General features: G+C 65.5%; 12 protein-coding genes and 2 pseudogenes. 8 read left to right on the top strand and 6 right to left on the bottom strand.

Going from position 1 to position 26006, the window contains the following annotated elements:
• Positions 1-4: 4 nt before the first annotated feature.
• Positions 5-1807 (bottom strand): glycoside hydrolase family 15 protein, encoded by a 1803-nt coding sequence (locus ACETMP_RS30125; protein WP_375158979.1) that lies wholly within the window; start codon positions 1805-1807, stop codon positions 5-7.
• 30 nt (positions 1808-1837) lie between these two features.
• Entirely contained in the window at positions 1838-3799 is a 1962-nt protein-coding gene (gene malQ, locus ACETMP_RS30120; RefSeq protein ID WP_375158978.1) for a 4-alpha-glucanotransferase, read from the bottom strand.
• A 221-nt stretch (positions 3800-4020) separates the two neighbouring features.
• On the opposite strand from malQ, the gene ACETMP_RS30115 reads away from it, so the two are divergent.
• The 6 genes and pseudogenes from ACETMP_RS30115 (at position 4021) to treY (ending at position 18024) form a co-directional block, all read left to right on the top strand.
• Positions 4021-5967 (top strand): maltotransferase domain-containing protein, encoded by a 1947-nt coding sequence (locus ACETMP_RS30115; RefSeq protein WP_375158977.1) that lies wholly within the window; start codon positions 4021-4023, stop codon positions 5965-5967.
• A 10-nt stretch (positions 5968-5977) separates the two neighbouring features.
• Positions 5978-9271: a maltose alpha-D-glucosyltransferase gene (gene treS / locus ACETMP_RS30110; RefSeq protein ID WP_375158976.1), complete on the top strand. Its 3294-nt coding sequence runs from the start codon at positions 5978-5980 to the stop codon at positions 9269-9271.
• Positions 9264-11402 carry a 1,4-alpha-glucan branching protein GlgB gene (glgB, locus tag ACETMP_RS30105; RefSeq protein WP_375158975.1) on the top strand — a complete coding sequence of 713 codons (2139 nt, stop codon included), beginning with the start codon at positions 9264-9266 and terminating at the stop codon, positions 11400-11402. The genes treS and glgB overlap by 8 nt, the downstream gene beginning before the upstream one ends.
• Positions 11403-11405: 3 nt before the next feature.
• Positions 11406-13485, top strand: a pseudogene (gene glgX / locus ACETMP_RS30100) (glycogen debranching protein GlgX).
• Positions 13482-15236 carry a malto-oligosyltrehalose trehalohydrolase gene (gene treZ, locus ACETMP_RS30095; protein ID WP_375158974.1) on the top strand — a complete coding sequence of 585 codons (1755 nt, stop codon included), beginning with the start codon at positions 13482-13484 and terminating at the stop codon, positions 15234-15236. Before glgX ends, treZ begins: the two are co-directional and overlap by 4 nt.
• A 1-nt stretch (position 15237) precedes the next feature.
• On the top strand, positions 15238-18024 hold the full coding sequence (treY, locus tag ACETMP_RS30090) for a malto-oligosyltrehalose synthase (RefSeq protein WP_375158973.1): 2787 nt from the start codon (positions 15238-15240) through the stop codon (positions 18022-18024).
• Between the two features lie 2 nt (positions 18025-18026).
• Here the strand turns inward: treY and ACETMP_RS30085 are convergent, their stop codons facing one another.
• Positions 18027-18344, bottom strand: coding sequence for a polyhydroxyalkanoic acid system family protein (locus ACETMP_RS30085; RefSeq protein ID WP_126255122.1), 318 nt, complete (start codon positions 18342-18344; stop codon positions 18027-18029).
• A 181-nt stretch (positions 18345-18525) separates the two neighbouring features.
• Between ACETMP_RS30085 and ACETMP_RS30080 the strand changes: the two genes are divergently transcribed.
• Positions 18526-18690, top strand: a complete 165-nt coding sequence (locus tag ACETMP_RS30080) for a DUF3309 family protein (RefSeq protein ID WP_008560028.1) — start codon at positions 18526-18528, stop codon at positions 18688-18690.
• Between the two features lie 114 nt (positions 18691-18804).
• Here the strand turns inward: ACETMP_RS30080 and ligD are convergent, their stop codons facing one another.
• Entirely contained in the window at positions 18805-21489 is a 2685-nt protein-coding gene (ligD, locus tag ACETMP_RS30075) for a DNA ligase D (protein WP_375158972.1), read from the bottom strand.
• Positions 21490-21605: 116 nt separating this feature from the next.
• Between ligD and ACETMP_RS30070 the strand changes: the two genes are divergently transcribed.
• Positions 21606-22490, top strand: coding sequence for a Ku protein (locus ACETMP_RS30070; protein ID WP_375158971.1), 885 nt, complete (start codon positions 21606-21608; stop codon positions 22488-22490).
• A 94-nt stretch (positions 22491-22584) separates the two neighbouring features.
• Here the strand turns inward: ACETMP_RS30070 and ACETMP_RS30065 are convergent, their stop codons facing one another.
• Together ACETMP_RS30065 and ACETMP_RS30060 are read right to left on the bottom strand one after the other, a co-directional pair.
• Positions 22585-23274 carry a response regulator gene (locus ACETMP_RS30065; protein WP_375158970.1) on the bottom strand — a complete coding sequence of 230 codons (690 nt, stop codon included), beginning with the start codon at positions 23272-23274 and terminating at the stop codon, positions 22585-22587.
• Positions 23271-25991: pseudogene (locus ACETMP_RS30060) on the bottom strand (DUF4118 domain-containing protein). The gene ACETMP_RS30065 and the pseudogene ACETMP_RS30060 overlap by 4 nt, the downstream one beginning before the upstream one ends.
• Positions 25992-26006 lie beyond the last annotated feature (15 nt).

Raw genomic sequence — 26006 nt, 5'->3', positions numbered from 1 at the left:
CTTCTCACTTCGAGCGCTGCATCGCCGGCTTCTCGCTCGTCTGCCTTGCCGCGGACAGATTCTGCGCGGTGTTGACCAGCGCGATGTGGGTCAGCGCCTGCGGGAAATTTCCGGTCTGGCGCCGGGCGACTGAATCGTATTCCTCGGCGAGCAGACCGACGTCGTTGGCGATGCCGGCCACGCGATCGAGCAAGGCTTGCGCCTTGTCGAGATCGCCCGCCAGCACGTGGGCATCGGCCAGCCACAATGTGCAGGCCAGGAACGCGCCTTCGAGCGGCGGCTGCCCTGCGGGCAATTCGCGCGGATCGTGCCGCAGCACGAAGCCGTCGCGCATCAGGCATGTCTCGACCGCCGCGATGGTGCCGCGAATACGCGGATCATCCGCGGGCAGAAAACCGACGGCCGGCAACAGCAGCACGCTGGCATCGAGCAGTTTTGAGCCATAGGATTCGACGAAGGCGTTCTCCTCCGCATCAAATCCCCTGCTGCAGACGTCGCGATGGATCGCCTCGCGCAAGGTGCGCCAGTGCAGCAGCGGCGCCTTCAAGCCGAAGGTCTCGGCGCTCTTGATGCCGCGGTCGAAGGCGACCCAGGTCATCACCTTGGAGAAGACATAATGCCTGGGCTCGCCGCGGCGCTCCCAGATGCCGTGATCCGGCCGGTCCCAGACCTCGGCGAGATGGTCGAGCACGGCGCATTCCAGCGCCCACGTCGTTTCATCGTCGAGCTGGAGCTTGGCCATGCGGGACTGGTGGAAGGCGTCGATCAGCTCGCCGTAGACGTCGAGCTGGAGCTGCGCATGCGCCGCGTTGCCGACGCGCACCGGCTTTGCGCCCTCATAGCCGTCGAGCCAGCCGGCCTCCCATTCCAGGAGCCGGCGCTGACCCCAGATGCCGTACATGATCTGCATGTTCGCCGGCGAGCCGGCGGCGGCGCGCAGCAGCCAATTGTGCCAGGCCAGGGCTTCCTGGGTGTAGCCCGAGTTCATCAGCGCCAGCAGGGTGAAGGTGGCATCGCGCAGCCAGCAGAAGCGGTAATCCCAGTTCCTGGTGCCGCCGAGCTTCTCCGGCAATGACGTGGTCGGCGCCGCGACGATGCCGCCGGTCGGGGCGAAGGTCAGCGCCTTCAGCGTGATCAGCGAGCGCATGATGAGGTCGCGATAATCGCCGTCGCGGGTGCAATGGCGGCACCACTCCCGCCAGAATGCCTCGGTCTCCTGAAGCGCAGTTTCCGGATCGATCGGCGCGGGCGGCTCGAGATGCGAGGGGCCATAGGTCAGCACGAAAGGCACGGTCTCGCCCGCGCTCACCTCGAAGTCGGAGACCGTGGTCAGATCCTGGCCGCGGGTCTTGACCGGCGTGCGCAGCACCGTCATGTCCTGGCCGGCGATGGCCATCAGGGAATGGTCGATCCGCCGCACCCAGGGAATATCGGCGCCGAAGCCGAAGCGGATGACGAGCTCCATCCGCATCTTCACCGTGCCCTTGATGCCGCGCACCAGCCGCACGACGTCGGACGCCTTGCCGCGCGGCGGCATGAAGTCGATCAGCGCAATGGTGCCGCTCTTCGTCTCGAAGCGCGTTTCGAGAATGAGGGTGTCGCCGAGATAGCGTCGCGATGTCCCGGTGACGTCACTGCTCGGCGCGATCAGCCAGCGGCCGTTCCTGTGGGTGCCGAGGATGGCGGCAAAGCACGCGTCGGAATCGAAGGCCGGCCAGCACAGCCAATCGATCGAGCCGTTGCGCCCGACCAGCGCCGCGGTCTCGCAATCGCCGATCAGCGCGTAGTCCTCGATTCTCTGAGACAATGTCGTGCGAGCCTGAGACGCCCCGGCCGATCAACTCCCGCCGTTCAACGAACGTTCCCGCGTTGCCGCTCGCAAGGCCGTGAGGTCGACCTTCGAGGCGATCTTGTCGAGTGCGACGGGGAGGCGCTGGCGCCAGTTCGGATGTTCGTCGATCGTGCCGGGAATGTTGGGCTGGTCGATCACGCCAAGCAGATCCTCCATCGACACCGCGAGCAGCCGCGACGGCGTGCGCGACAGGAAGGCTAGCACCGAATAGAGGTCGTTGGCCTTGATGCCGTTCTGGCGCAAGATCTCGTCGAGCCTGCCGAGCGCATCCCAGCGCGCCTGATCGTTCTCGCCGGGATCGAGCCCGAGCGAGCGCTTCATCTTGAGGTCGCCGAAGGAGCGCCAGCCGGCATAGGTCGACAGGTCATGCGTGTTCAGCGTCACGAGCGCATTGGGCCGGTAATGCTCGACATTGCGGAAGCGGCCGGTCTCGTCGCGCTCGAACATCATGACGAGATAGGACCAGATGCCGAAATCCTGCATCATCTCGCGGAAACCTTCCGGCACGGTGCCGAGATCTTCGCCGATCACGATGCATTTGTGGGCCGCGCTCTCGCGCGCCACGACGCCGAGCAACGCCTCGAACGGCATCTGCACATAGGCGCCGTTGTCCGGCTTGAAGCCGCGCGGCACGAGATAAAGCCGCTTCAGGCCGAGCACGTGATCGAGCCTGATCGCGCCGGCATGGCGCATCGAGGCCGCCAGCATGTCGGCGAACGGCACGAAGGATTGCGCCTCCAGGCCGCCGGCGTTGAAGCCCGCAAGGCCCCAGTCCTGGCCGATAGTGTTGAGCACGTCGGGCGGGGCGCCGACGGCGAGATGGCGGGAGATCGCCATCTGCTCGTTCCAGGCATCGAAGCCGTTGGACTGCACGCCGACGGCGACGTCGAGATAGAGCCCGACGCGCATGCCGAGCTGGCTGGCGAGCTCCTTGGCGTCATGCAGCTGGCTGTCCGCGGTCCATTGCACGAATTCGACGAATTCGACCTCGCGCTTGTCGGGTCCATTGCGCAGTTCGGCGCACTTGGCCTCGTCCGGTTGCTGCCATTCCGCCGGCCATTCCCACCACGGCGCGGCGAAGCGATGGCGCAGCACCTCGAAGCAGGCGAAGCGGGACAACAACGGGGCGCGGGCGGCGCGGAAGGCGTCGAACGCCTTGCGGCGCGCTGGGCTCGCGCTCGCGACGAAACTGTTGAACGCGGCGCGCAAGGCCAGCCATTTCAACGCCGCCATGTCGGCGTAAGGCACGCGATCGCCTTGGCGCAGACGAGCAGCGGTCGCCGCCGCGTCGGGCACGAGGTCCGCCGAGAATTCGGGAATAGCCTCGACGTCGATATAGAGCGGATTGAGGAACAGCCGGCTGTTCGGCGAATACGGACTGCAGTCGGACGGCTGGTCGTCGAACAGAACGTGCAGCGGATTGAGCCCGACGCCGTCGGCCCCGAGCTGCTTGGCGAGCCGGACCAGATCGGCGAGGTCGGTGAAGTCGCCGATGCCCCAGTTGCGGTCCGAACGGACGCTGTAGAGCTGCACGGCGAGCAGCCAGCCGCGGTCGAAATCGCCGCCGAAGGCGCGCTCCGGCGCCACGATCATCGGCACCTCTTCGGTCACACCTTCAGCATCGGTCAGCGTCAACCGGTGATAACCCAGCGGCAGGCCGGCGGGCCAGGCGATCACGGGCTCGCGTGTCTCGCCCTGGGCCGTCGATTTGCCGTTGGCGGTTAATTTCCATTGCAGCGGCGGCGCGCCGATGGCGGCCAATTCCGTGCGCGGATGTCCGAGCGCGCGGACCACGACCGGCCCGTTGACGAAGCGGTAAACCCGCTTTTCCGGCAGGGCGTCGAGGATGGACTTCAGGGCCGCGGGGTCGGTGACCCGCAGCTTTCCAAGCGCATCAATAAATTCGGATTGAACGCCCTTGATCCGGGCTTGAGCTAAAAGATCCATACGGCACGCAGCTTGCAGGCCATTCTTCGGCCGGGGGCATCGATTTTAACGAGGCAGCGGAAGACGTTAGTCTGGGTCAACTCACAAACCATGCCTGCCGTTCCCAGGGGGAACTAATGACATACAAGCGGCTTTCTATATAGGGTATCAAGCGTAGGTTCCCGACAAGGGAAACGGGCCCCTGCTCTCTTGTCACCTGCTTTCTTGTCAATGGCATCACCGTGAACAAGACAATTCAAACTGTCGAAAGTGCCGCAGCCGGCAGCGCTTTCCTCATCGAAGACGTCTATCCCGCGATCGATGGCGGCCGCTTCGCCGTGAAGCGGATCGCCGGCGATCGCGTCGAGGTGTGGGCCGATGTCTACCGTGACGGCGACGCCGTGATCGGGGCTGCACTGCTCTGGCGCCCCGAGCAGGACCGGGATTGGCGGCGGGAGCCGATGATCCAGCACGGCAATGACCGCTGGTCCGGCGCTTTCACACCGGTGGAGCCGGGCCGATATTTCTATGCGATCGAGGCCTGGACCGACGAGTTCGCCACATGGTCCCACGGGATCGCGCGCAAGCAGCGAACGGGCGCCGATGTCAACCTCGACGCGCTCGAAGGTGCCAGCCTCCTGACCAAGGCCCACGGCGCGCCGCAGGCCGCGGCGGCAATCATCGTCCGACAATGCGAGGATTATCTTCAGACCGGCGATGTCACCTCGCTGCTGGCGACCGAGCTCGGCGATGCCATGGCCGAGAGCCAGTCCCGGCCCGACCTGACCCGCTCACAACCCTTCCTGCTTGTCGTCGACCGCGACAGAGCGCGGTTCGGCGCCTGGTATCAGATGATGCCGCGCAGCCAGAGCCGGATTCCCGGCCGGCACGGCACGCTCCGCGACTGCATCGCACGCGTGCCTGATATCGCGGCGATGGGATTCGACGTGCTCTATTTCACGCCGATCCACCCCATCGGCCGCAGCCGCCGCAAAGGCCGCAACAATGCGCCGGCGGCGAGCGAAGGCGAACCCGGCTCGCCCTATGCGATCGGCGCCGCCGAGGGCGGCCACGACGCGCTGCATCCCGAGCTCGGCACCATCGAGGACTTTCGCGCGCTGGTCGCGACCTGTCTCGAATACGGCCTCGAGCTGGCGCTCGACTTCGCCGTGCAATGCTCGCCGGACCATCCCTGGCTGACGCAGCATCCGGAATGGTTCAAATGGCGGCCGGACCGCTCGGTGCGGACGGCGGATGGCCCCTATTCGGACATCGTGATCCCCGATTTCGCCTCGGTCGACCGCGTCGGCCTGTGGAACGCCTTTCGCGACGCCATGCTGTTCTGGATCGACCACGGCGTCACCATCTTCGCCATCGACAATCACGACACCGCGCCGCTTGCGTTCTGGGACTGGCTGATCGGCGACATCCGCCGCCGGCATCCCGAGGTGATCCTGTTCTCCAAGACGTTTGCGCGGCCCAAGCTGATGAAGGGACTCGCCAAGCTCGGCTTTGCGCAATCCTTCACCTATTTCCCCTGGCGCACGTCACGGTGGGAGCTCCAGCAATATCTCGGCGAGCTGACGCGCTATCCCGAGCGCGACTTCTATCGTCCGAACCTGTTCGTCAACACGCCCGACCTGCTGCCCTATCATCTCCACAGCGGCGAAGCCTGGGCGTTCAAGTCGCGCGTTGCGCTGGCGGCGACGTTGTCGGGCAGCTACGGCGTCTACAGCGGGTTCGAGCTGCTCGAACACGAAGCGATTCCCGGACGCGAGGAATATCTCGATTCCGAGAAGTACCAGATCAAGCAGCGCGACTGGGACCAGCCCGGCAACATCAAGTCCTACATTGCCGACCTCAACCGCATCCGCAACGACAACGCCGCGCTCCAGCAAACGGCGAATTTGCGCTTTCTGGCTGTCGACGACGGCGAGACCATCGCCTTCATCAAGCAAGCGGCTGAGCCCGCCAACTCCGTCGTGATCGTGATCGCACTTTCCGGCCGGTCGCGCGAATGCTGGCTGCCGCTCGGCGACGTCACGGTTGACGCCGGCGGGCAGCGTCACCATGTGACGACACTCGAAAACCTCCTCACCGGCGAACAGTCCCGCATCGAATGGGGCGGGATCAGGTTGCGTATCGATCCTGACCGCGATCCGGCGCTCTTGTTCCGCTGTCTGGCGTAAGGGGCACGCCATGAATGTTCTGTCTTCCGTCGACACCAAGAAAGCCGAGGCTGCCGAGATCGTGGACGAGCTCTGGTACAAGGACGCCATCATCTATCAGCTGCACGTCAAGGCCTTCGCCGACAGCAACAATGACGGCATCGGCGACTTCGCCGGACTGACCGAGAAGCTGCCCTATCTGCAGGAGCTCGGCGTCACCGCGCTGTGGCTGTTGCCGTTCTATCCCTCGCCCGGTCGCGACGACGGCTACGACATCGCCGATTACGGCTCGGTCAATCCCGATTTCGGGACGATGAAGGACTTCAAGCGCTTCATCCAGGAGGCACAGAAGCGCGGCCTGCGCGTCATCACCGAGCTCGTGGTCAACCACACCTCGGACCAGCACAAATGGTTCAAGCGCGCGCGCCGCAGCCATCCCGGCTCCAGCGCCCGCAACTGGTATGTCTGGAGCGACACCGACCAGAAATACCAGGGCACGCGCATCATCTTCACCGACACGGAGAAGTCGAACTGGACGTGGGATCCCGAGGCCGGCGCGTTCTACTGGCACCGCTTCTTCTCGCACCAGCCGGACCTCAATTTCGACAACCCGCGCGTGGTCAGCGCGCTCATCCAGGTGATGAAGCGCTGGCTGGATGCCGGCGTCGACGGCTTCCGCTTGGATGCCATCCCCTACCTCTGCGAACGCGACGGCACCAACAACGAGAACCTTCCCGAGACGCACGCCATCATCAAGCGCCTGCGCCAGGAGCTCGATTCCTACTCCAAGGGCAAGCTGCTGCTGGCCGAGGCCAATCAATGGCCCGAGGACGTGCAGGAATATTTCGGCCGCGGCGACGAGTGCCACATGGCCTATCACTTCCCCTTGATGCCGCGCATCTACATGGCGATCGCGCAGGAGGACCGTTTCCCGATCACCGACATCCTGCGCCAGACGCCGGACATTCCGGCGAGCTGCCAATGGGCGCTGTTCCTGCGCAATCATGACGAGCTGACGCTGGAGATGGTGACCGACGTCGAGCGCGACTATCTCTGGACCACCTACGCCAACGATCCCCGCGCCCGCATCAATGTCGGCATCCGCCGGCGCCTCGCGCCGCTGATGGACAACGACCGCCGCAAGATCGAGCTGATGAACTCGCTGCTGCTGTCCTTCCCCGGCACGCCGATCATCTATTACGGCGACGAGATCGGGATGGGCGACAACATCTATCTCGGCGACCGCAACGGCGTGCGTACGCCGATGCAGTGGAGCCCGGACCGCAACGGCGGCTTCTCGCGCTGCGACCCGGCGCGCCTCTACGCGCCGCTGATCATGGACCCGGTCTACGGCTACGAATCGGTCAACGTGGAGGCGCAGTCGCGCAGCCTGTCGTCGCTGCTCAGCGCCACCAAGCGGCTGATCTCGGTCCGCAAGTCGACGCTCGCCTTCGGCCGCGGCACCATGACCTTCATCCGCCCGGCCAACCGCGCCGTGCTGGCCTATGTCCGGCAATATCGCGACGAGGTGATTCTCTGCGTCGCCAATTTGTCGCGCGCGGCGCAAGCCACCGAGCTCGACCTGTCGCCGTGGAAGGACCGCATTCCGCAGGAGATGCTCGGCCGCACCCGCTTCCCGGCGATCGGCGAACTCCCCTACATGATCACGCTGGGGCCCTACGGCTTCTACTGGTTCCAGCTTCAGGAGCGCGACAAGTCCGAGCCGGTGACGCCGCGCGCGGTGCCGGAATTCGAGACGCTGGTGGTGCCGGTGAATTCGAACTGGGTGTCGCTGGCCCGCGAGCGCGGCGTGTTCGAGCGCGACGTGCTGCCCGGATTCCTGTCACGGACGCGGTGGTATCCCGAGCACAATCCCAAGCAGATCAAGGCCACGCTGACCTCGGCGGTGCCGTTCAGCGACATCGGCGACAACAGGCCCTGGATCGCGTTCTTCGAGACCACTCGGAACGACGTCACCACGCGCTACGTGATGCCGATGCAGATCGAATGGGTGCGCTTCGATCGCGAGCGCTTCAATCCGAAGGCGCTCGCCGCCGTGCGCCAGGGCGCGCGCGAGGGCACGCTGCTCGACGTCGCGACCGACCAAATCTTCATCGGCCTGTTCCTGCGGGGTCTGTCGCAGAACCTGGTGGTGGAGGAGAACAATCTGCGGCTGGAGTTCAAGGCGACCAGCCGGTTCGCCGACTACACCATCAAGGAGCCCCAACGCATCCGCGCCATCGAGCAGTCGAACAGCACCGCGCTGGTCGACAACCAGTACGTCGCCAAGATCTACCGCCGGCTCGAAGGCGGTGTCAGCCCCGAGATCGAGATCGGCCATTATCTCACCGAGGTCGCGCGCTTCGCCAACACGCCGGCGCTGCTCGGCAGCGTCGAGCTGGTCGAAGGCGGCCAGCGCAGCGCGCTCGGCGTGCTGCATGCCTATGTCGAGAACCAGGGCGACGGCTGGACCGTGACCACGGGCTATCTCGACCGCTATATCGACGACCAACGCGTCGTCCCGATCGGCGAAGCGCTGCGCGAGACCCAGGAGCAAGCGCTTTATCTGCACTTCGTCGCACAGATCGGCCGCCGGCTCGGCGAACTGCATGTCGCTCTGGCCGCGGCAGAGCCGGTCGATCTCGCTCCGGAGCCGATCGACTCTGCATACGTCAAGCGGCTGGTATCCGACCTCAAGGCGCGCGCCGAACGCGTCTTCGAAAGGCTGGCCGAGAGCCGCGAGGGCCTACGGGAGGCGGACCGGCCGCTGGTCGATCGGCTCATGGAGGCGCGTACGCTCCTCTCCGACCATCTGAGCGGGCTCTTGCCATCCGAGATCGGTGGGTTGAACATCCGTCATCATGGCGACTTCCGGCTCGGGCAAACTCTGATCGTGAAGGACGATATCTTCATCATCGACTTCGACGGCGATCCGCGTGTGCCCCTGGCTGCCAAGCGGCGCAAGGCGCCTGCCGCCCGCGATGTCGCCGGCCTGATCCATTCGATTCATGTTTCGGTCAACGCCGCCCTCAATCACGCACCGACCGGTGCCTCCGAGGAGCACGACCGGCTCGCGGCCGCACTCGACGAATGGCGCGAGCGTGCCACCGCAACCTTCCTGTCCGCCTACCGCGAAGCCATGACCGATCAGCGGCTGTGGCCGGCAGATGCGCAATCCAGCGAGGGACTGCTGCGGTTCTTCCTGCTTGATCAAGCCTTCAATGACGTAGAGTACGAGCTGTCCCACCGGCCTGAGGGGCTGCATGCGCCGCTGACCGGACTGCTTCGCATTCTGTCCAGTACCGAGAGCGAAGCCCATGCCTAAACTTCCTGCCGAGGCCTATGCGATCATCGAGGGCCGCCACTCCGACCCCTTCCACTATCTCGGGCTGCATCCCGAGGGCGGCAAAAGCGTGGTGCGCGCGTTTCTGCCCGAGGCCTCCAATGTCGAGGCGGTCGGCGACCATGGCGAGGTCGCGCCGCTCGATCGCGTGCACGATGCCGGTCTGTTCATCGGCGCCCTGCCCAATGGCTCGAAGCACTATCAGTTGCGCGCCAAATTCGGCAACAGCGTCGTCGAATTCGAGGATGCCTACCGCTTCCCGCCGATCCTGACCGATTTCGACCTCTATCTGCTCGGCGAGGGCACCCATCAGCGGCTCTTTGACAAGCTCGGCGCCCATCCGATGCGGCTCGAGGGCATCGACGGCATCGGCTTCGTGGTGCTGGCGCCGAATGCACGGCGCGTTTCCGTGGTCGGCGATTTCAATTTCTGGGACGGGCGGCGCCATCCGATGCGGGTGCGCGGCGCTGGCTATTGGGAATTGTTCATCCCGCACGCCAAGGCCGGCGATCACTACAAGTTCGAGATCATCGGGCCGCACGGCCACCTGCTGCCGCTGAAATCCGATCCGATGGCGTTTGCGAGCGAAGTCCGTCCGAAGACGGCCTCCATCGTGTTCGACGAAGCCCATCTGCCGCGGCCGCGTCCGGCGCCGGACGGCATCAACGCACTGTCGGCGCCGATGTCGATCTACGAGGTTCATCTCGGCTCGTGGCGGCGCAAGAACGGCGATGAATGGCTGACCTATCGCGAGCTGGCCGAACAGCTGCCGGCCTACGCCCGCGACATGGGCTTCACCCACCTCGAATTCCTGCCCGTGAGCGAGCATCCGTTCGATGGCTCGTGGGGCTACCAGCCGACCGGCCTCTATGCGCCGACCAGCCGCTTCGGGAGCCCCGAGGATTTCGCCGCCCTGGTCGATGCCTGCCACCGCGAGGGCGTCGGCGTGCTGCTCGACTGGGTGCCGGGTCACTTCCCCGACGACCCGCACGGGCTCGGCAGTTTCGACGGCACCGCGCTTTACGAGCACGCCAACCCGCTCCAGGGCCGCCACCTCGACTGGGGCACGCTGATCTACAATTACGGCCGCACCGAAGTGACCAACTTCCTGGTGTCGAACGCGCTGTTCTGGATGGAGCGCTATGCCATCGACGGGCTGCGTGTCGATGCCGTCGCGTCCATGCTCTATCTCGACTACAGCCGGCCCCCCGGTGCGTGGATCCCGAACCAGCATGGCGGCCGCGAAAACATCGAGGCGATCAACTTCCTGCGCCGCTTCAACACCGAAGTCTTCGCCCGCTTCCCGCAGGCGACCACGGCGGCCGAAGAGTCCACCGCCTGGCCGCAGGTCTCGCGCCCGGTGGAATTCGGCGGGCTCGGCTTCGGCTACAAGTGGAACATGGGCTGGATGCACGACACGCTGGACTACATCAGCAAGGATCCGATCCACCGCAAATACCATCACGACGAGATCCTGTTCGGCCTGCACTACGCGTTCTCGGAGAACTTCATCCTGCCGCTCTCGCATGACGAGGTCGTACACGGCAAGCGATCGATCCTTGGCCGCATGCCCGGCGACGAGTGGCAGCGCTTTGCGAATTTGCGCGCCTATTACAGCTTCATGTTCGGCCATCCCGGCAAGAAGCTGCTGTTCATGGGCGCGGAAATCGCGCAGAGCCGCGAATGGAATCATGACCAGTCGCTCGACTGGCATTTGCTCGAATACAAGTACCATTCCGGCACCCAGGCGCTGATCCGGGACCTCAACCGCCTCTACCGTGCCGTGCCGGCGCTGCACCAGATGGACTGCGACCAGGCCGGCTTCGAATGGCTGATCACGGATGACGCCAACCGCAACGTGTTCGCCTGGCTGCGCAAGGGATTTGACGAGCACGCGCGCTGTCTCGTGGTCGTCAACTTCTCGCCGAACGTCTATCAGAACTATCGCGTTCGCGTGCCCTTCGCCGGCAAATGGAAGGAAGTGCTCAACTCGGATTCCGCCCATTATGGCGGCAGCAATGTCGGCAATATCGGTGAAGTCCATGCCGAGGGCGGCGAGCTCCGCCTCACCATTCCGCCGCTCGCCGCGATCTTCCTCGTTCCGGAAAGCTGACACATGCGCCTGACTGCCGGATCGCCCGCACGCCTCGGCGCAAGCTGGGACGGACGCGGCACCAACTTCGCGCTGTTCTCCGCGAACGCACAGAAGGTCGAGCTCTGCCTGTTCGACGCGCAAGGCCGCCGCGAGCTCGAGCGCATCGAGCTGCCCGAGAAGACCGAGGACGTCTGGCACGGCTATCTCAACGACGTCTCGCCCGGCCAGCTCTACGGCTATCGCGTGCACGGCCCCTACGAGCCCGAGCGCGGCCATCGCTTCAATGCCAACAAGCTGCTGCTCGATCCCTATGCCAAGCGGCTCGCCGGACGTCTGGTCTGGAGCGATGCGCATTTTGCCTACCGCACCGGGAGCCCGCGCGAGGATCTGTCCTTCGACCGGCGCGACAACGCGCGCGGCATGCCCAAGGCCGTAGTGGTCGACGAGACCTTCAACTGGGGCCGCCGCGAGATCCGTCCCAACATCCCCTGGGAAGAGACGATCATCTACGAGGCCCACGTCAAGGGCCTGACGCAGAAGCGCGACGACGTGCCGCCGAATTTGCGCGGGACCTATGGCGGCCTGTCCTCGCCGGCGATGATCGAGCATCTGAAGAGGCTCGGCGTCACCACGGTCGAGCTGCTGCCGGTGCACAGCTTCGTCGACGATCGCATTCTGGTGGAGAAGAAGCTCGTCAATTACTGGGGCTACAACACGCTGTCCTTCTTCGCGCCCGAGCCGCGCTACGCGCAGGACAATGCGCTCGATTCCTTCCGCACCACGGTGGCGCGCCTGCACGATGCCGGCATCGAGGTGATGCTCGACGTGGTCTACAATCACACCGCCGAGGGCAATCACCTCGGCCCGACGCTGTGCTATCGCGGCATCGACAACGCCTCCTATTACTGGCTGAACCGCGAGAATCCGCGCTATTACGACGACTTCACCGGCTGCGGCTCGTCGGTGAACCTGACCCACCCGCGCGTGCTGCAGATGGTGATGGATTCACTTCGCTACTGGGTCGAGGTCTGCCATGTCGACGGTTTCCGCTTCGACCTCGCCACCACGCTGGCGCGCGGGCCCAACGGCTTCGATCGCGGCATTTCGTTTCTGACTGCAATTCGCCAGGATCCGGTGCTGGCGACCGTCAAGCTCGTCGCCGAGCCCTGGGACCTCGGCCTCGGCGGCTATCAGGTCGGTGCCTTCCCGTCGCAATGGTCGGAATGGAATGATCGCTATCGCAGCGCCATGCGCCGCTACTGGAGCGGTGAAGGCAGCCTGATCGGCGACATCTCGAGCCGGATGACGGCATCGTCCGACCTGTTCAACCACGATGGACGGCGGCCGCGCGCCAGCATCAACCACATTACCGTGCACGACGGCTTCACCCTCGCCGACCTCTTCAGCTACAACGAGAAGCACAACGAGGCCAACGGCGAGGACAACCGCGACGGCTCCAACGACAACCACAGCAACAATTGCGGTGTCGAGGGGCCGACCGACGATCCTCCAGATCCTCGGCCTGCGCCGCCAGCTTCGCAAGAACGTGCTGGCCTGCCTGATGCTGGCGCAGGGCGTTCCGCTGATCCTTGCCGGCGACGAGGTCGGCAACTCGCAATCGGGCAACAACAACGCCTATTGCCAGGACAACGAGATCGGCTGGGTCGGATGGGACAATCTCGGCAAGGAGGATGACGACATGGTCGATTTCGTCGCCCATCTCGCCGAGATCCGCCGCCGGTTCTCGCAGCTTCGCAGCCACCGCTGGCTCGACGGCCGCCCCGCGGACGGCGTATCCTACGGCGCGTTGTGGCTGACGCCTGCCGGCGACGAGATGACGGAGAGCGACTGGAAATTCCCGGAGGGAAGATTCCTCTCCTACGTGATGGGGCCGATGGAACCGGGCGGAGCCGCGATCTTTATCGTACTGAACGCCGCCCCCGAAGAGATCGCATTCAAATTGCCAAAAATGACCGAATACAAGAGCTGGCAGCAGATCCTGAACACGACGGATGCCAAGCTGAATACGATCGACTTCCCGCCTGGAAGCGACAGCAAGGCGCCGCCGCGCTCCGTGCTCGCCTTCGCGGGGGCGCTATGAGGCCATCCTTCGGGGCGAAGCCGACGAAGGACGGTGTGTCGTTCCGCCTGTGGGCGCCTGCCGCCCGCCGCGTCGACCTCCTGCTCGACCGACGACACGCGATGCAGCGCCGCCAGGAGGGCTGGTACGTGGCCGACATTGCCGGCCTCACCGCCGGCATCCCCTACAAGTTCAGGATCGACGACGCGATCGACGTGCCCGATCCGGCGTCGGCTTTCCAGCCCGACGACGTCTTCGGCCCGAGCGAGGTGATCGACCACGACGCCTTTTCCTGGCGTGCGCGCGATTGGCGCGGCCGTCCCTGGGAGGAGACGGTGCTGATCGAAACCCATGTCGGCACCTTCACCTCCGAAGGCACCTACCGCGCCATGATCGACAGGCTCGATCATCTCGCCGCAACCGGCATCACCGCGCTGGAATTGATGCCGCTGGCGGATTTCGCCGGACGCCGCGGCTGGGGCTATGACGGCGTGCTGTGGTATGCGCCCGACAGCGCCTACGGCCGCCCCGAAGACCTGAAGATGCTGATCGACGAGGCGCATCTGCGCGGCCTGATGGTGTTCCTCGACGTCGTCTACAATCATTTCGGCCCCGAGGGGAATTACCTCGGCCGCTATGCGCCGGCCTTCTTCACCGATGCGCACACGCCCTGGGGCAGCGCGATCGATTATCGCGTGCCGCAGGTGCGCGCCTTCGCGGTCGAGAATGCGCTGTCCTGGCTCGGCGACTACCGTTTCGACGGCCTGAGGCTGGATGCCGCCAATCACATCATGGCGATGCCCGGCGAGCAGTCGATGCTGCAGGATCTCAGCGTCGCCGCCGGCGAGCTCGCCAAGGCGACGGGACGCCACATCCATCTCGTGCTGGAGAACGGCGACAATCGCGCCAGCCTGCTTGACGCCGCACAGGAGCCGCCAAACGGCAAATATCGCGCGCAGTGGAACGACGATTATCACCACGTCTGGCACGTGATGCTGACCGGCGAGCTCGCCGGATATTACGCGGACTATCAAACGCCGCGCCTCGATCTGGCGCGCGCGCTGGCATCCGGCTTCGTCTACCAGGGCGAGGTCTCCGAGTTCTGGGGCAAGAAGCCGCGCGGCGAGCCGAGCGGCGAGCTACCGCCGGCGACCTTCGTCAACTTCCTGCAAAACCACGACCAGATCGGCAACCGCCCGCTCGGCGACCGGCTCGAAAGCCTGGCATCGCCGCAGCAGATCGAAGCCGCGCTCGCGGTGACCCTGCTGGCGCCGATGGTGCCGATGCTGTTTCAGGGCGAGGAATGGGGCTCGACGGTGCCCTTCCCGTTCTTCTGTGATTTCCAGGGCGGGCTCGCCGACGCCGTCCGCCAGGGGCGCAAGCGGGAATATGCGTGGGCCTACGAGACATTCGGCGACGAAGTGCCCGACCCGCTCGATCCGGCGACGCTGCAATCGGCGGTGCTCGACTGGACCAGCCGCACGCCGCAGCAAGACGCGCGGCTTGCGCTGGTCCGCGAGCTGCTCGCGCTGCGCCGCAAGCAGATCATGCCGCGGCTGAAGGGGGCCAGCTTCGGTGCGGCCGAGGCGGCGGACAACGGCCTGCTCACAGCGCTTTGGCGCATGGGCGACGGCACGACGCTGCGGCTCCTCGCCAATCTCTCGGAGAAGGACATCGCGCGTTCCGAAGCCGCCGCGGGCTCGCCGATTTGGGGAGAGGCAAGCGACGACCGGCTGCCGCCCTGGTCTGTGATCTGGCATCTCGGAGGTTAGCATGCCTCCTGCCATTCCTCTTGCGACCTACCGGCTTCAGCTCACTGCGGATTTCGGCTTCGACAAGGCCGCCGCTGTCGTGCCTTACCTCAAGGCACTGGGAATCACCCATCTCTACGCCTCGCCGGTGATGAAGGCGCGCAAGGGCTCGACCCACGGCTACGACACCGTCGATCACAGCCAGTTCAATCCGGAGCTCGGCGGTGAGGCCGGTTTCGCGCGACTGAACGAGGCGCTCAAGGCGCACGACCTCGGCCTCATCATCGACTTCGTGCCGAACCATGTCGGCGTGCATTTTGCCGACAATCCGTGGTGGCTCGACGTGCTGGAATGGGGCCAGGCCTCGCCCCACGCGGTGTCCTTCGACATCGCCTGGGATCAGCTCGCCTACCGCGCCCGCGGCGGCGTGCTGCTGCCGATCCTCGGCAAATCCTACGGCGATGCGCTGGAGAGCGGCGAGATCGAGCTGCGCTATGACCCGGATCAGGGCAGCCTCTCCGCCTGGTATTTCGAGCATCGCTTGCCGATCGCCCCGGAGCGGTACGGCGAGATGCTCCGCATGATCGTGAAGGACGCGGAAGCCGCCGAGACGGAGGCCGGCAAACGCCTGCTCTCGCTCGCGGCGCGCTACACCGGGCTGCGCCGCCCCAGCCGCAAGGAAGCCCCCGCGTTCAAGGCCGAGCTCAAGGAGATTGCGGGCGCCGCCGAGATCATCGCGCGCGGTCTTGCCGCTTATCGTGCCGCCAAGGATCGTCCCGCGCAGACGCTGGCGCTGCATCACCTGCTCGAGCGCCAGCACTACAAGCTCGGGCACTGGCGGCTCGCCTCCAGCGACATCAATTATCGCCGCTTCTTCGACGTCAACGGACTCGCCGGTCTGCGCGTCGAGGACGCGAGCACATTTGCCGCCACGCACCGGCTGGTGAAGCAGCTGATCGCCGAGGGCAAGCTGCAGGGCATCCGGCTCGATCACATCGACGGCCTGCGCGACCCCGCGCAATATTGCCAGCGGCTGCGCCGCCTGGTGCGCGATGCGCAGGGCAACACCAAGCCATTCTACACGGTGATCGAGAAGATCCTGTGCGAGCACGAACGCCTGCCGCACTTCGCCGGCGTTCAGGGCACCACCGGCTATGAATGGATGAACGTGATTTCCCAGGTCCTAGTCGACACCAAGGGCATGGCGGCGCTGGACGAGACCTGGCGGCAGATCAGCAACCGTCCACCACGGCTTGCGCCTTATGTGAAGGACGCCAAGCGGCGCGTGCTGGAGACGCTGCTCACCAGTGAGTTCACCGTGCTGACGCGCCTGCTCTCGCGGATCGCCAACGGGCATTACTCCACCCGCGATTTTTCCGCCGACAGCCTGCGGCAGGCGCTGGAGCTCTATGTGCTGCATTTCCCGGTGTACCGCACCTATCTGACCAACAGCGGCCCGACCGCGCCCGACCGCAAGCTGATCGACGACACCATCGCCCGCGCCCGCGCGGAATGGTTCGCCGCGGACGAAGGCATCTTCGATTTCCTGCGCGACGCCCTGACCATGGACCTGCTCAAGCCCGGGCGCCCTCCGCACAGCGCCCCGCGCGTACGCCGCTTCGCGCTGAAGGTGCAGCAATTCACCGGGCCGATGATGGCGAAATCGCTGGAGGACACCGCGTTCTATCAATTCCACCGGCTGCTCGCGCTCAACGAGGTCGGTGGCGATCCCGCCAGCAACGGTCTTGCGATTTCCGCTTTCCACCAGACCATGCAGGCCCGCGCCAGGGAATGGCCGCTGGGAATGACGGCCACCGCCACGCACGACACCAAACGCGGCGAGGATGCCCGCGCGCGGATCGCGGCGCTCAGCGAAATTCCGGGCGAATGGACCGGCGCGGTTTCGCGCTGGAAGGTGTTGAACGCGCCGCACCTCACGCTCCAGGGCAATTTCCGCGCGCCCTCGGCGACATTCGAATACATGCTCTACCAGACCCTGCTCGGTGCCTGCCCGCTGGAGGGGACGATCGACGCCGGCTTCGTCGAGCGCATCCAGGCCTACGCGCTGAAGGCCGCGCGCGAGGGCAAGGAGGAGACCAGCTGGCTCAACCCGCATGAAGCCTATGAGAGCGGCATCAAGAGCTTCATCGACAAGATCCTCGACCCCGCATCGTCAGGCGAATTCCTGGAGGCGCTGCAAACGCTGGCCCGCCGTGTCGCACTGCTCGGCATGTTGAATTCGCTGAGCCAGCTCACCCTCAAGGCGACGCTGCCCGGTGTGCCCGATTTCTATCAGGGCACCGAGTTCTGGGACGTGTCGCTGGTCGACCCCGACAACCGCCGCCCGGTCGACTTTGGCGCGCGGCACGCGGCGCTGAATTCGCTGGACGAGCCGGACTGGAACGCCCTCATGACGCGCTGGCCGGACGGCCTGATCAAGCTGGCCTGGACACGACGTCTTCTCAAGCTGCGCAATGCGCTCGCCGACGTCTTCGCGCAAGGCGATTACCAGCCGCTGGCGGTGCACGGCACGCATGCGGACCATGTCGTCGCCTTCGCCCGTCGTCATGGCCGCAGCGCGGCGATCGTCGTGGTCGGGCGCCACTTCGCGCCGCTCACACAAGCGGGCCGGCAATGGCCTGCGTCGGAGAGCATTGACGCCACCATCGACCTCACCGGCTACACCGCGCCCGGCCTCGCCGGTGGTGAATTGCCGCTGGCGCAGGCGTTCCGGGATTTTCCCGCGTTCGTCGTCGAAGCCCGCACGGCAGGCGCCATCAGGCCGGCGCGACGGCGCGGACGCGCCTGAAATTACTTTCCCCCATCCTTGGTCAGCAGCAACTGACCACGCTTTTTGATCGTGGCCTGCGCCATCTCGGCAAAGCGCTGCAACAGCCAGGGCAGCACCACCTCGACCCGGACTTGGTCGTCGCCGACGTCGACCTGTCCCGTCGCAATCTGGCCGAGCGCGCGAATGCGAAACGCCATGCTGTCGCCGGTCCAGCGCTCCTCCTCGACCTGCATCACGGGAATGCTGGCCGCGGCGCGGCCGAGCCCGGTCTTGAGGCGGCGCACCGCCTCCTCGCGGCCGAGACGGTGCGGAATTGAAACGACAAGCGGTGCTGACATGGCCCTTCCCCGAATTGATTGATCTTCACATAGTCATGCCGACGGCCTGCACAAAGGTTCCATGCAAGCTGGTCCGCCGGCCGTGTTTCAATGCGGGAACTTTACAACCTGCGGCAAGTTGCCTTCGCACAACGGGACAGGTTGCAAAGGACCCTTCAAGGAAGGGCTGGAGGAGATTCGCATGTCTATCGGCACGATCATTCTGATCATTCTGATCATCGCCCTGCTCGGCGGCTTCAGCGGCATCGGCGGCGGCCCGTTCTACGGCACCGGCTATTACGGCGGCGGCGGCCTCGGGCTCGTCATCGTCATCCTGCTGATCCTGCTGTTGATGGGGCGGATATAGTCGCGCAGTCACTCCGGGGCGCGCGCAAGCGCGAACCCGAAATCTCGCGCCGCATAACCTCTGGATTCCGGGTCTGTGCTATCGCGCAGCCCGGAATGACGTTTTGGAAGGCGCCTACTTCACCTTCCCCGCCAGCTTCTTGATCGCGGCCTTGATCGACACCGCCGCATCCTCGTAGCCCTGCCAGGCCTTCGACCGCGACAGCAGGCCCGGCACGGTGCGCAGCGTATAGCGCTTCGGGTCGAGATCGCTTTTCACCTGCGCCCAGGTCAGCGGCATCGAGACCGTGGCACCGGCGCGCGCACGCGGCGACAGCGGGGCCACCGCTGTCGACATCCGGTCGTTGCGGAGGTAGTCGAGGAAGATCTTTCCCTCGCGCAGCTTCTTCGACATGTTGAGCAGATAGCGCTCGGGGTTGTCGTCGGCCATCCACTGGCAGACGCCCTGCGCAAAGGCCTTGGCCTCCTTCCAGCTCACCTTGTCGCGCGCACCGTGAAGCAGCGGCACCACCACGTGCAGGCCCTTGCCGCCGGTAGTCTTGCAGAAGCTTTCCATGCCGATATCGGCGAGCCGCTGCCGCATTTCCTTGGCGGCCGCGACCACGTCGGCAAACTCGACGTCCGGCGCCGGATCGAGATCGAACACAAGCCGGCCCGGCGTGTCATAGGCATAAGGCGCGCAATTCCAGGGATGCAGCTCGACGCCGCCGATCTGCGCAACGGCCGCGAGTCCTTCGATGCGGTCGATCTGCAGATAAGGCTTGCGGTCGCCGGAGACGCGCGCGAGCTCCAGAAGGTTGGACGTGCCCTGCATGGCGTGGCGCTGGAAGAAGCATTCGCCCTTGATGCCGTCCGGGGCGCGGATCAGCGAGCAGGGCCGGCCCTTGAGATGCACGATCATCCACGCGCCGACGGCTTCGAGATAGCGCGCGAGATCGAGCTTGGTGACGGGAGCACCCTCGCCGTCATCAGGCCAGAGCTCCTTGTCCGGCTTGGAGATGATGACGCCCATCACCTCCGCGGTGCCGGCATCCTTGGAGCGCTTGGCCATCTTCGCGGCTCGCTTCGCGGGTGCAGGTTCGGCAAGCTCGGTGTCGACGGGCGTCTCCGCCTCCACCTCCTCGGCCGGCTTGTCCTGCCGCAGGCCCTTGAACGCGGCCTGACGGATATTGCCGTCGGCGGTGAAGCCTGCGAACTCGATCTCGGCGACGAGCTCCGGCTTCAGCCAGTGCACCTCGCGCGTCTTCTTGGGGGCATTCTTGCCGCCGAAGGGGCTTTCCTTGGCCGCCATCGCCTTCAACGACGGCATGATGCGCTTGACCTTGTCGGCGCCGAAGCCGGTGCCGACCATGCCGACGAAGGCGAGATGATCGCCGCGCTGCACCCCTGCCATCAGCGAGCGGAATTTGCCGTTCGTGGTCTTGTAGCCGCCGATCACCACTTCGTGGCCGGCGCGACATTTCGACTTGACCCAGCTCTCGGTGCGTCCCGAACGATACGGCGCATCCAGCTTCTTCGACACCACGCCCTCGAGCTCGAGCTTGCAGGCCGATTGCAGCACCGCATCGCCGCCGCTCTCGAAGTGCTCGACATAGCGGATCTGGTTCGATTTCCGCTTGCGGGCTTCCAGGAGCTCCTTGAGCTGCGCCTTGCGCTCGCCGAGCGGCAGCCGCCGGTAGTCCTGCCCCTCGGCGAACAGCAGGTCGAAGGCAAAGAAGATCAGCTCTTCGGTCTTGCCATCGGACAGCGCAGCCTGCAGCGAGGAGAAATTCGGTGCACCGTTGTGGTCGAGCGCGACGATCTCGCCGTCGATCATCACGTCCGGCAGCGCGGCCGCCTCCTTGGCGATGGCGCCGAACTTCCCGGTCCAGTCGAGGCCCTTGCGCGTCTTCAGCGTCGCCTCGCCGCCGTCGACCCGGAGCTGCACGCGATAGCCATCGAACTTGATCTCGTGGCACCAGCCCTCTCCGGCCGGCGGCCGCTCGACCAGCGTGCAGAGTTGCGGCGCCAGGAAGTCCGGCATCTCAGCGACCTTCTTCGCGCTGCTCGCCGTGGTGGCTCTCTTCTTCGCCGTCCTGGTCTTGGCGATCTTGCCGGCCTTCAGCGCCGCGCGCGGTGCCGGCTTGACGGTGCGGCCCTTCGCCTCCTCGGCGCGGTTGGACTGCCAGACGGCATCAGCCTTGCCCTTGGCGCCCTTCGCCAGCATGAACGGCTTTGGCGCGCGACCCTTGCCTTCGGCGATCTGCTCCATCGCGCGGCCGGAGGCGACCGACTTGTCTTCGTCGAGAATGTCGTTGTCCTTGCCCTCGCGAACATATTCGTCGCGATGCTTGATCAGAAGCCAGTTGGTGCGCTTTTCGCCACCGCGATTGCGCATGCGCACCAGCACCCAGCTGCCGTGCAGCTTGTCGCCATGCAGGGTGAACTTCAGATCGCCCTTCTTGAACCCGGCTTCCGGATCCTCGGCCTCCCAATAGCCGCGATCCCACAGCATCACCGTGCCGCCGCCATACTGGCCTTCCGGAATCGTGCCTTCAAAATCGCCGTAGTCGAGCGGATGATCTTCCACCTCGACCGCCAGGCGCTTGTCGTGCGGATCGAGCGAGGGCCCCTTCGTTACGGCCCACGACTTGAACACGCCGTCGAATTCGAGCCGGAGGTCGTAATGCAATCGGCTCGCATCGTGCTTCTGGATCACGAAGCGTCGCTGCTTCGATGGCGCGACCGCGGCCTTGCCCGACGGCTCGGGCGTCTTCTCGAAGTCACGCTTTTGTCGGTAAGTGGAGAGTTTTTGCAGCACGACCGGTCCCGCTTCTCTTTCGGCATCGAGCCTATCACGGCTAAAGTCCCACCCGGAACCAAAACCCTGTGGCAGGGTTGGGGTTCCAAAACGCCTTGAAAACGCTGGAGAATGGAATGGCCCCGCGCGCCTATTGGAAGGGAACGTTGAAGCTGTCGCTGGTCAGTTGCCCGGTCGTGCTCTACCCCGCGACCACGGCGGCGGAGAAGACGCGCTTTCACCTGATCAACCGCGAGACAGGGAACCGGCTCAAGCAACAGATGATCGATTCCGAGACCGGCGACGTCGTCGAGAGCGACCAGAAGGGGCGAGGTTACGAACTGCGCAAGGGCAAATATGTCGAGATCGAGCCGGAGGAGCTCGACGCGGTCCGGATCGAGAGCAACCACACCATCGACATCGAGAGCTTCGTGCCGAGCGAGGAGATCGACCAGCGCTACCTCAATCACCCCTACTACATCGCGCCCGACGGCAAGGCCGCGGTCGACGCCTTCGCGGTGATCCGCGACGCCATGAAGGACCAGGACCGCGTGGCGCTCGCCAAGATCGTGCTCACCAACCGCGAGCACATCATCGCGATCGAGCCGCTCGGCAAGGGCCTGCTCGGCACCACGCTGCGCTTTCCTTACGAGCTGCGCGACGAGGACCAGTTCTTCGACAACATCAAGAGCCCGAAGATCACCAAGGACATGGTCGAACTCGCCGGCCACATCCTGCACACCAAGGCCGCGCATTTCGATCCCGGCAAGTTCAAGGACGACTACGAGACCGCGCTGAAGGCGCTGGTGAAGCGCAAGGCCAGCGGCAAGAAGATCGAATTGCCCGAGCCCGAGGAGCGGCCGAGCAACGTCGTCAGCCTGATGGACGCGCTGAAGCAGAGCCTGAAGGGACGCGGCGGGAAGAAGGCGGCGGCGAAGTCGCATGCACGTCGCGCGACGGGACGGCGGCACGCCCCGAAGAAGGCGCACCGATCGACGGCGCGGCATCGGAAGGCAGGCTAGGGATACGTCATTCCGGGGCGCCTCGCAGAGGCGAACCCGGAATCACGAGGTTCCGGGTTCGACGCTTCGCATCGCCCCGGAACGACAGTGAGAATTATTCCCCCGCCTTCAGCCGGTACCCGATCCCCGTCTCCGTCAGCACATATTGTGGCCGTTCCGGATCGGCTTCGATCTTCTGGCGGAGCTGGCGGACATAGACACGCAGATATTGCGCGTCGGTCAGTTCGTCCCACAGCTCCTTCAGCAGGAGCCTGTGCGTGAGCACCTTGCCGGCATGCTGCACCAGCACGCGCAACAGGTCATACTCCTTCGGCGACAGCTTCACCTCGCGCTCGCCGACCTTGACGATGCGGCGGACGAGATCGACCGAGAGATCGCCGGTACGGAACACCGGGCGTTCGCCCTTGACCTGGAGCTGGTGGCGCAGCGCGGCCCGCAGGCGGGCCAACAGCTCGTCCATGCCGAACGGCTTGGTGAGATAGTCATCGGCGCCGAGATCGAGCGCCTGCACCTTGCCGGCCTCGTCGCCCCGGCTCGACAGCACCAGGATCGGCACCGCCTCGTCGCGGGCGCGGATGGTGCGCAGCAGTTCGTGCCCCTGAATGTCGGGCAGGCCGAGATCGAGAATGATCAGCGCTGGCGCTTCCTCGAGCTTCTCCAGTGCGACCTTGCCGTTCGACGCCTCCAGGATTTCGTAGCCTTGCGTCGTCAGACCCATCCGCAGCAATTTACGGATTGGCGGCTCGTCGTCGATGACAAGGACCTTGATCGGCGCAGCGTTCATGCAGCGGTATCCAATGTGCGGCTCTCTGCCGGAACGGGAAGACGGACGGTGAGGACGGCGCCGCGCCGGTCGCTGCGGTTGGCGGCTGAGATCGTGCCGCGCATCGCCTCGACGAAGCCGCGGGAGATGGCGAGGCCGAGCCCGGTGCCGGGGCGGACATGATCGCCCTTCTGCACGCGGTAGAACTTGTCGAACACGCTCTCGAGCTCGTCGGGCGGAATCCCGGCCCCCTCGTCCACGATCGCGAGCACGACATGATCGCGGTCCCGCCGGCTGCGGATCGAAACCGTCGTGTCGGGCGGCGAATATTTGGCGGCATTGTCGAGCAGGTTGAACAGCACCTGCTCGAACAGCACGGCATCGAGCTGGAGCATCGGCAGATCGGCAGCCAGCACCAGCTCGACCTTGTGGCCGTTGAGAATCTTGGCCGCGCGCCGCAGCGCTGCCCACGATCTCGCCGAGATCGTGCAGCGCGGAGTTGGGAACGATGGCGCCGGATTCGAGCTTGGTCATGTCGAGCAGATTGGCAATGAAGCGGTTGAGCCGCTCGGATTCGTCAATCACGGTGGCGAGCAGGTCGCGCTTCTCGGTCTCGGACAAGGCCCCGGCGAGATCGCGCATGGTCGAGGCCGCTCCCAGCACCGAGGCGAGCGGCGTCTTCAGATCGTGCGAGATCGAGGTCAGCAGCGCGGAGCGCAAGCGCTCGATTCGACGGTGCGCTTGACCCGGTCCATGTCCTCGACCAGCAGCACGCGCTCGATCGCGAGCGCGCCCTGATCGACCAGCGCATCGAGCAGCCGGCGCTGGTCCGGCGTCAGCAGCGGGCCGGTGCGGTCGTTGTCGATGCCGATGACGCCGATCGGCCCGCGCCCGGTGCGCATCGGCAGGAACAGCCGCTTGGCGCCCGGCAACGTGTCCGAGCCGCGGCCGGCGGGGCGGTCGTTGCTCCATGCCCAGTTGGCCGCGGCAAGATCGGCCTGATCAAGATCGTCTTCAGGCGGGTAGCCGGATTTCACCGCGAGCAAGCCTTCCTCCGGCAGCAGCAGCACGACGCGGACCTTCAGCATCAACGCGATCTGGTAGGCCGTGGCCCACAGCACGTCGTCGAGCGCGGCGGTGCCGGCGAGCTTGCGGCTGAAGGCATGGAGCTGCTCGGTCATCCTGATCCGGCCGATGGCGGTGTCGGCCTGGATGCGCACGCGCGCGGCGACATTGGAGACGATCATCGCCACCACCAGGAACAGCACGAAGGCGGCGACATTGGTCGGGTCGGTGATCGTGAAGGTGTAGAGTGGCGGCAGGAAGAAGAAGTTATAGCACAGGGAAGCCGCGACGGTCGCCAGCAGCGACGGCCATAGGCCATAGCGCACGGCAACCACGACCACCGCCGTCAGCAGCACGAGGTCGACGTTCTCGATGCCGAACCGGGGCTGGATCAGCTCCGCGGCGCCGAGCCCGATCAGCACGATGCCGAGCGCCTTCAGATAGGGCAGCGGATCGAACGGCTCCGACCGCGCAGCGGTCTGCACCGCGGTCTTGGGTGCGGCCTCGCCCGGCATCTCGTCGCCGGCGATGACGTGGACGGTGATGTTGCCGGCGCGGCGCACCAGATCGTGTACGACCGACCCGCGCGTCATCTCGAACCAGCGCGAGCGGCTCGACTTGCCGATCACGATCTGGGTGACGTTATTGCCTTGCGCGAAATTGACGACGTCATCGGCGATACGGCGGCCGACCGCGGGAATCGTCAGCGCCTCGCCGCCGAGCGATTCGGCCAGTCGCAGCGTGTCGGCCAGCCGGTCCCGCTCCTGGTCGGACAGTTGCAGGGTGCGCCGCGTCTCGATCGAGAGCGCGGTGAACGGCGCATGCAACCGGTCGGCCAGCCGCTTGGTGTAGCGCACGAGACCAGCGGCGCGTGGATCCTCGCTGACGCAGACCAGAATGCGCTCACCCGCCGCCCAAGGCCCGGGAATCGCATTCGCCTGCATGTGGGTGAGTAGCTGTTCGTCGACCCGTTCGGCCGTCCGCCGCAGCGCGAGCTCACGCAGTGCGGTGAGATTGCCCGGCGAGAAATAATGCTCCAGCGCGCGCTCGGCCTGCTTGGGCACATAGACCTTGCCCTCCTTCAGCCGCTGGATCAGATCGTCGGGCGTGAGGTCGATCAGCTCGATGGCGTCGGCGCGGTCGAAGACCGAATCCGGCACGGTCTCGCGGACCCGGACATGGGTGATCTGGGCGACGACGTCGTTCAGGCTCTCGATGTGCTGGATGTTGACGGCGGTATAGACGTCGATGCCGTGGGACAGCAATTCCTCGACGTCGAGATAGCGCTTGGGATGGCGGCAAAGGGGCGCGTTGGTGTGAGCGAGCTCATCGACGAGCGCAATCTGCGGCCGGCGCGCGATCACCGCATCGAGATCCATCTCCTCGACAATCTGGCCGCGATAGTCGAGCCGCTTACGCGGGATCACCTCGAGCCCGCGCACCAGTGCCTCGGTCTCGGCGCGGCCGTGGGTCTCGACGAGGCCGATCACGACGTCGATGCCGGCCTTGCGCCTGGCGTGGGCGCTTTGCAGCATCTCGTAGGTCTTGCCGACGCCGGGCGCGGCGCCGACGAAGATCTTCAGCTTGCCGCCTGCACCCTCCTCCCGGCGCGCAGCTTCCAGCAGCGCCTCGGGCGAGGGACGTTGTTCGGGATCGCGGCGCTCTCTGACCATTTCACCAATATATTC

Source organism: Bradyrhizobium dasycarpum, from assembly GCF_042019905.1.
Classification (GTDB): Bacteria; Pseudomonadota; Alphaproteobacteria; order Rhizobiales; family Xanthobacteraceae; genus Bradyrhizobium; species Bradyrhizobium japonicum_B.
This window is presented reverse-complemented; position numbering and strand designations above follow the sequence as displayed.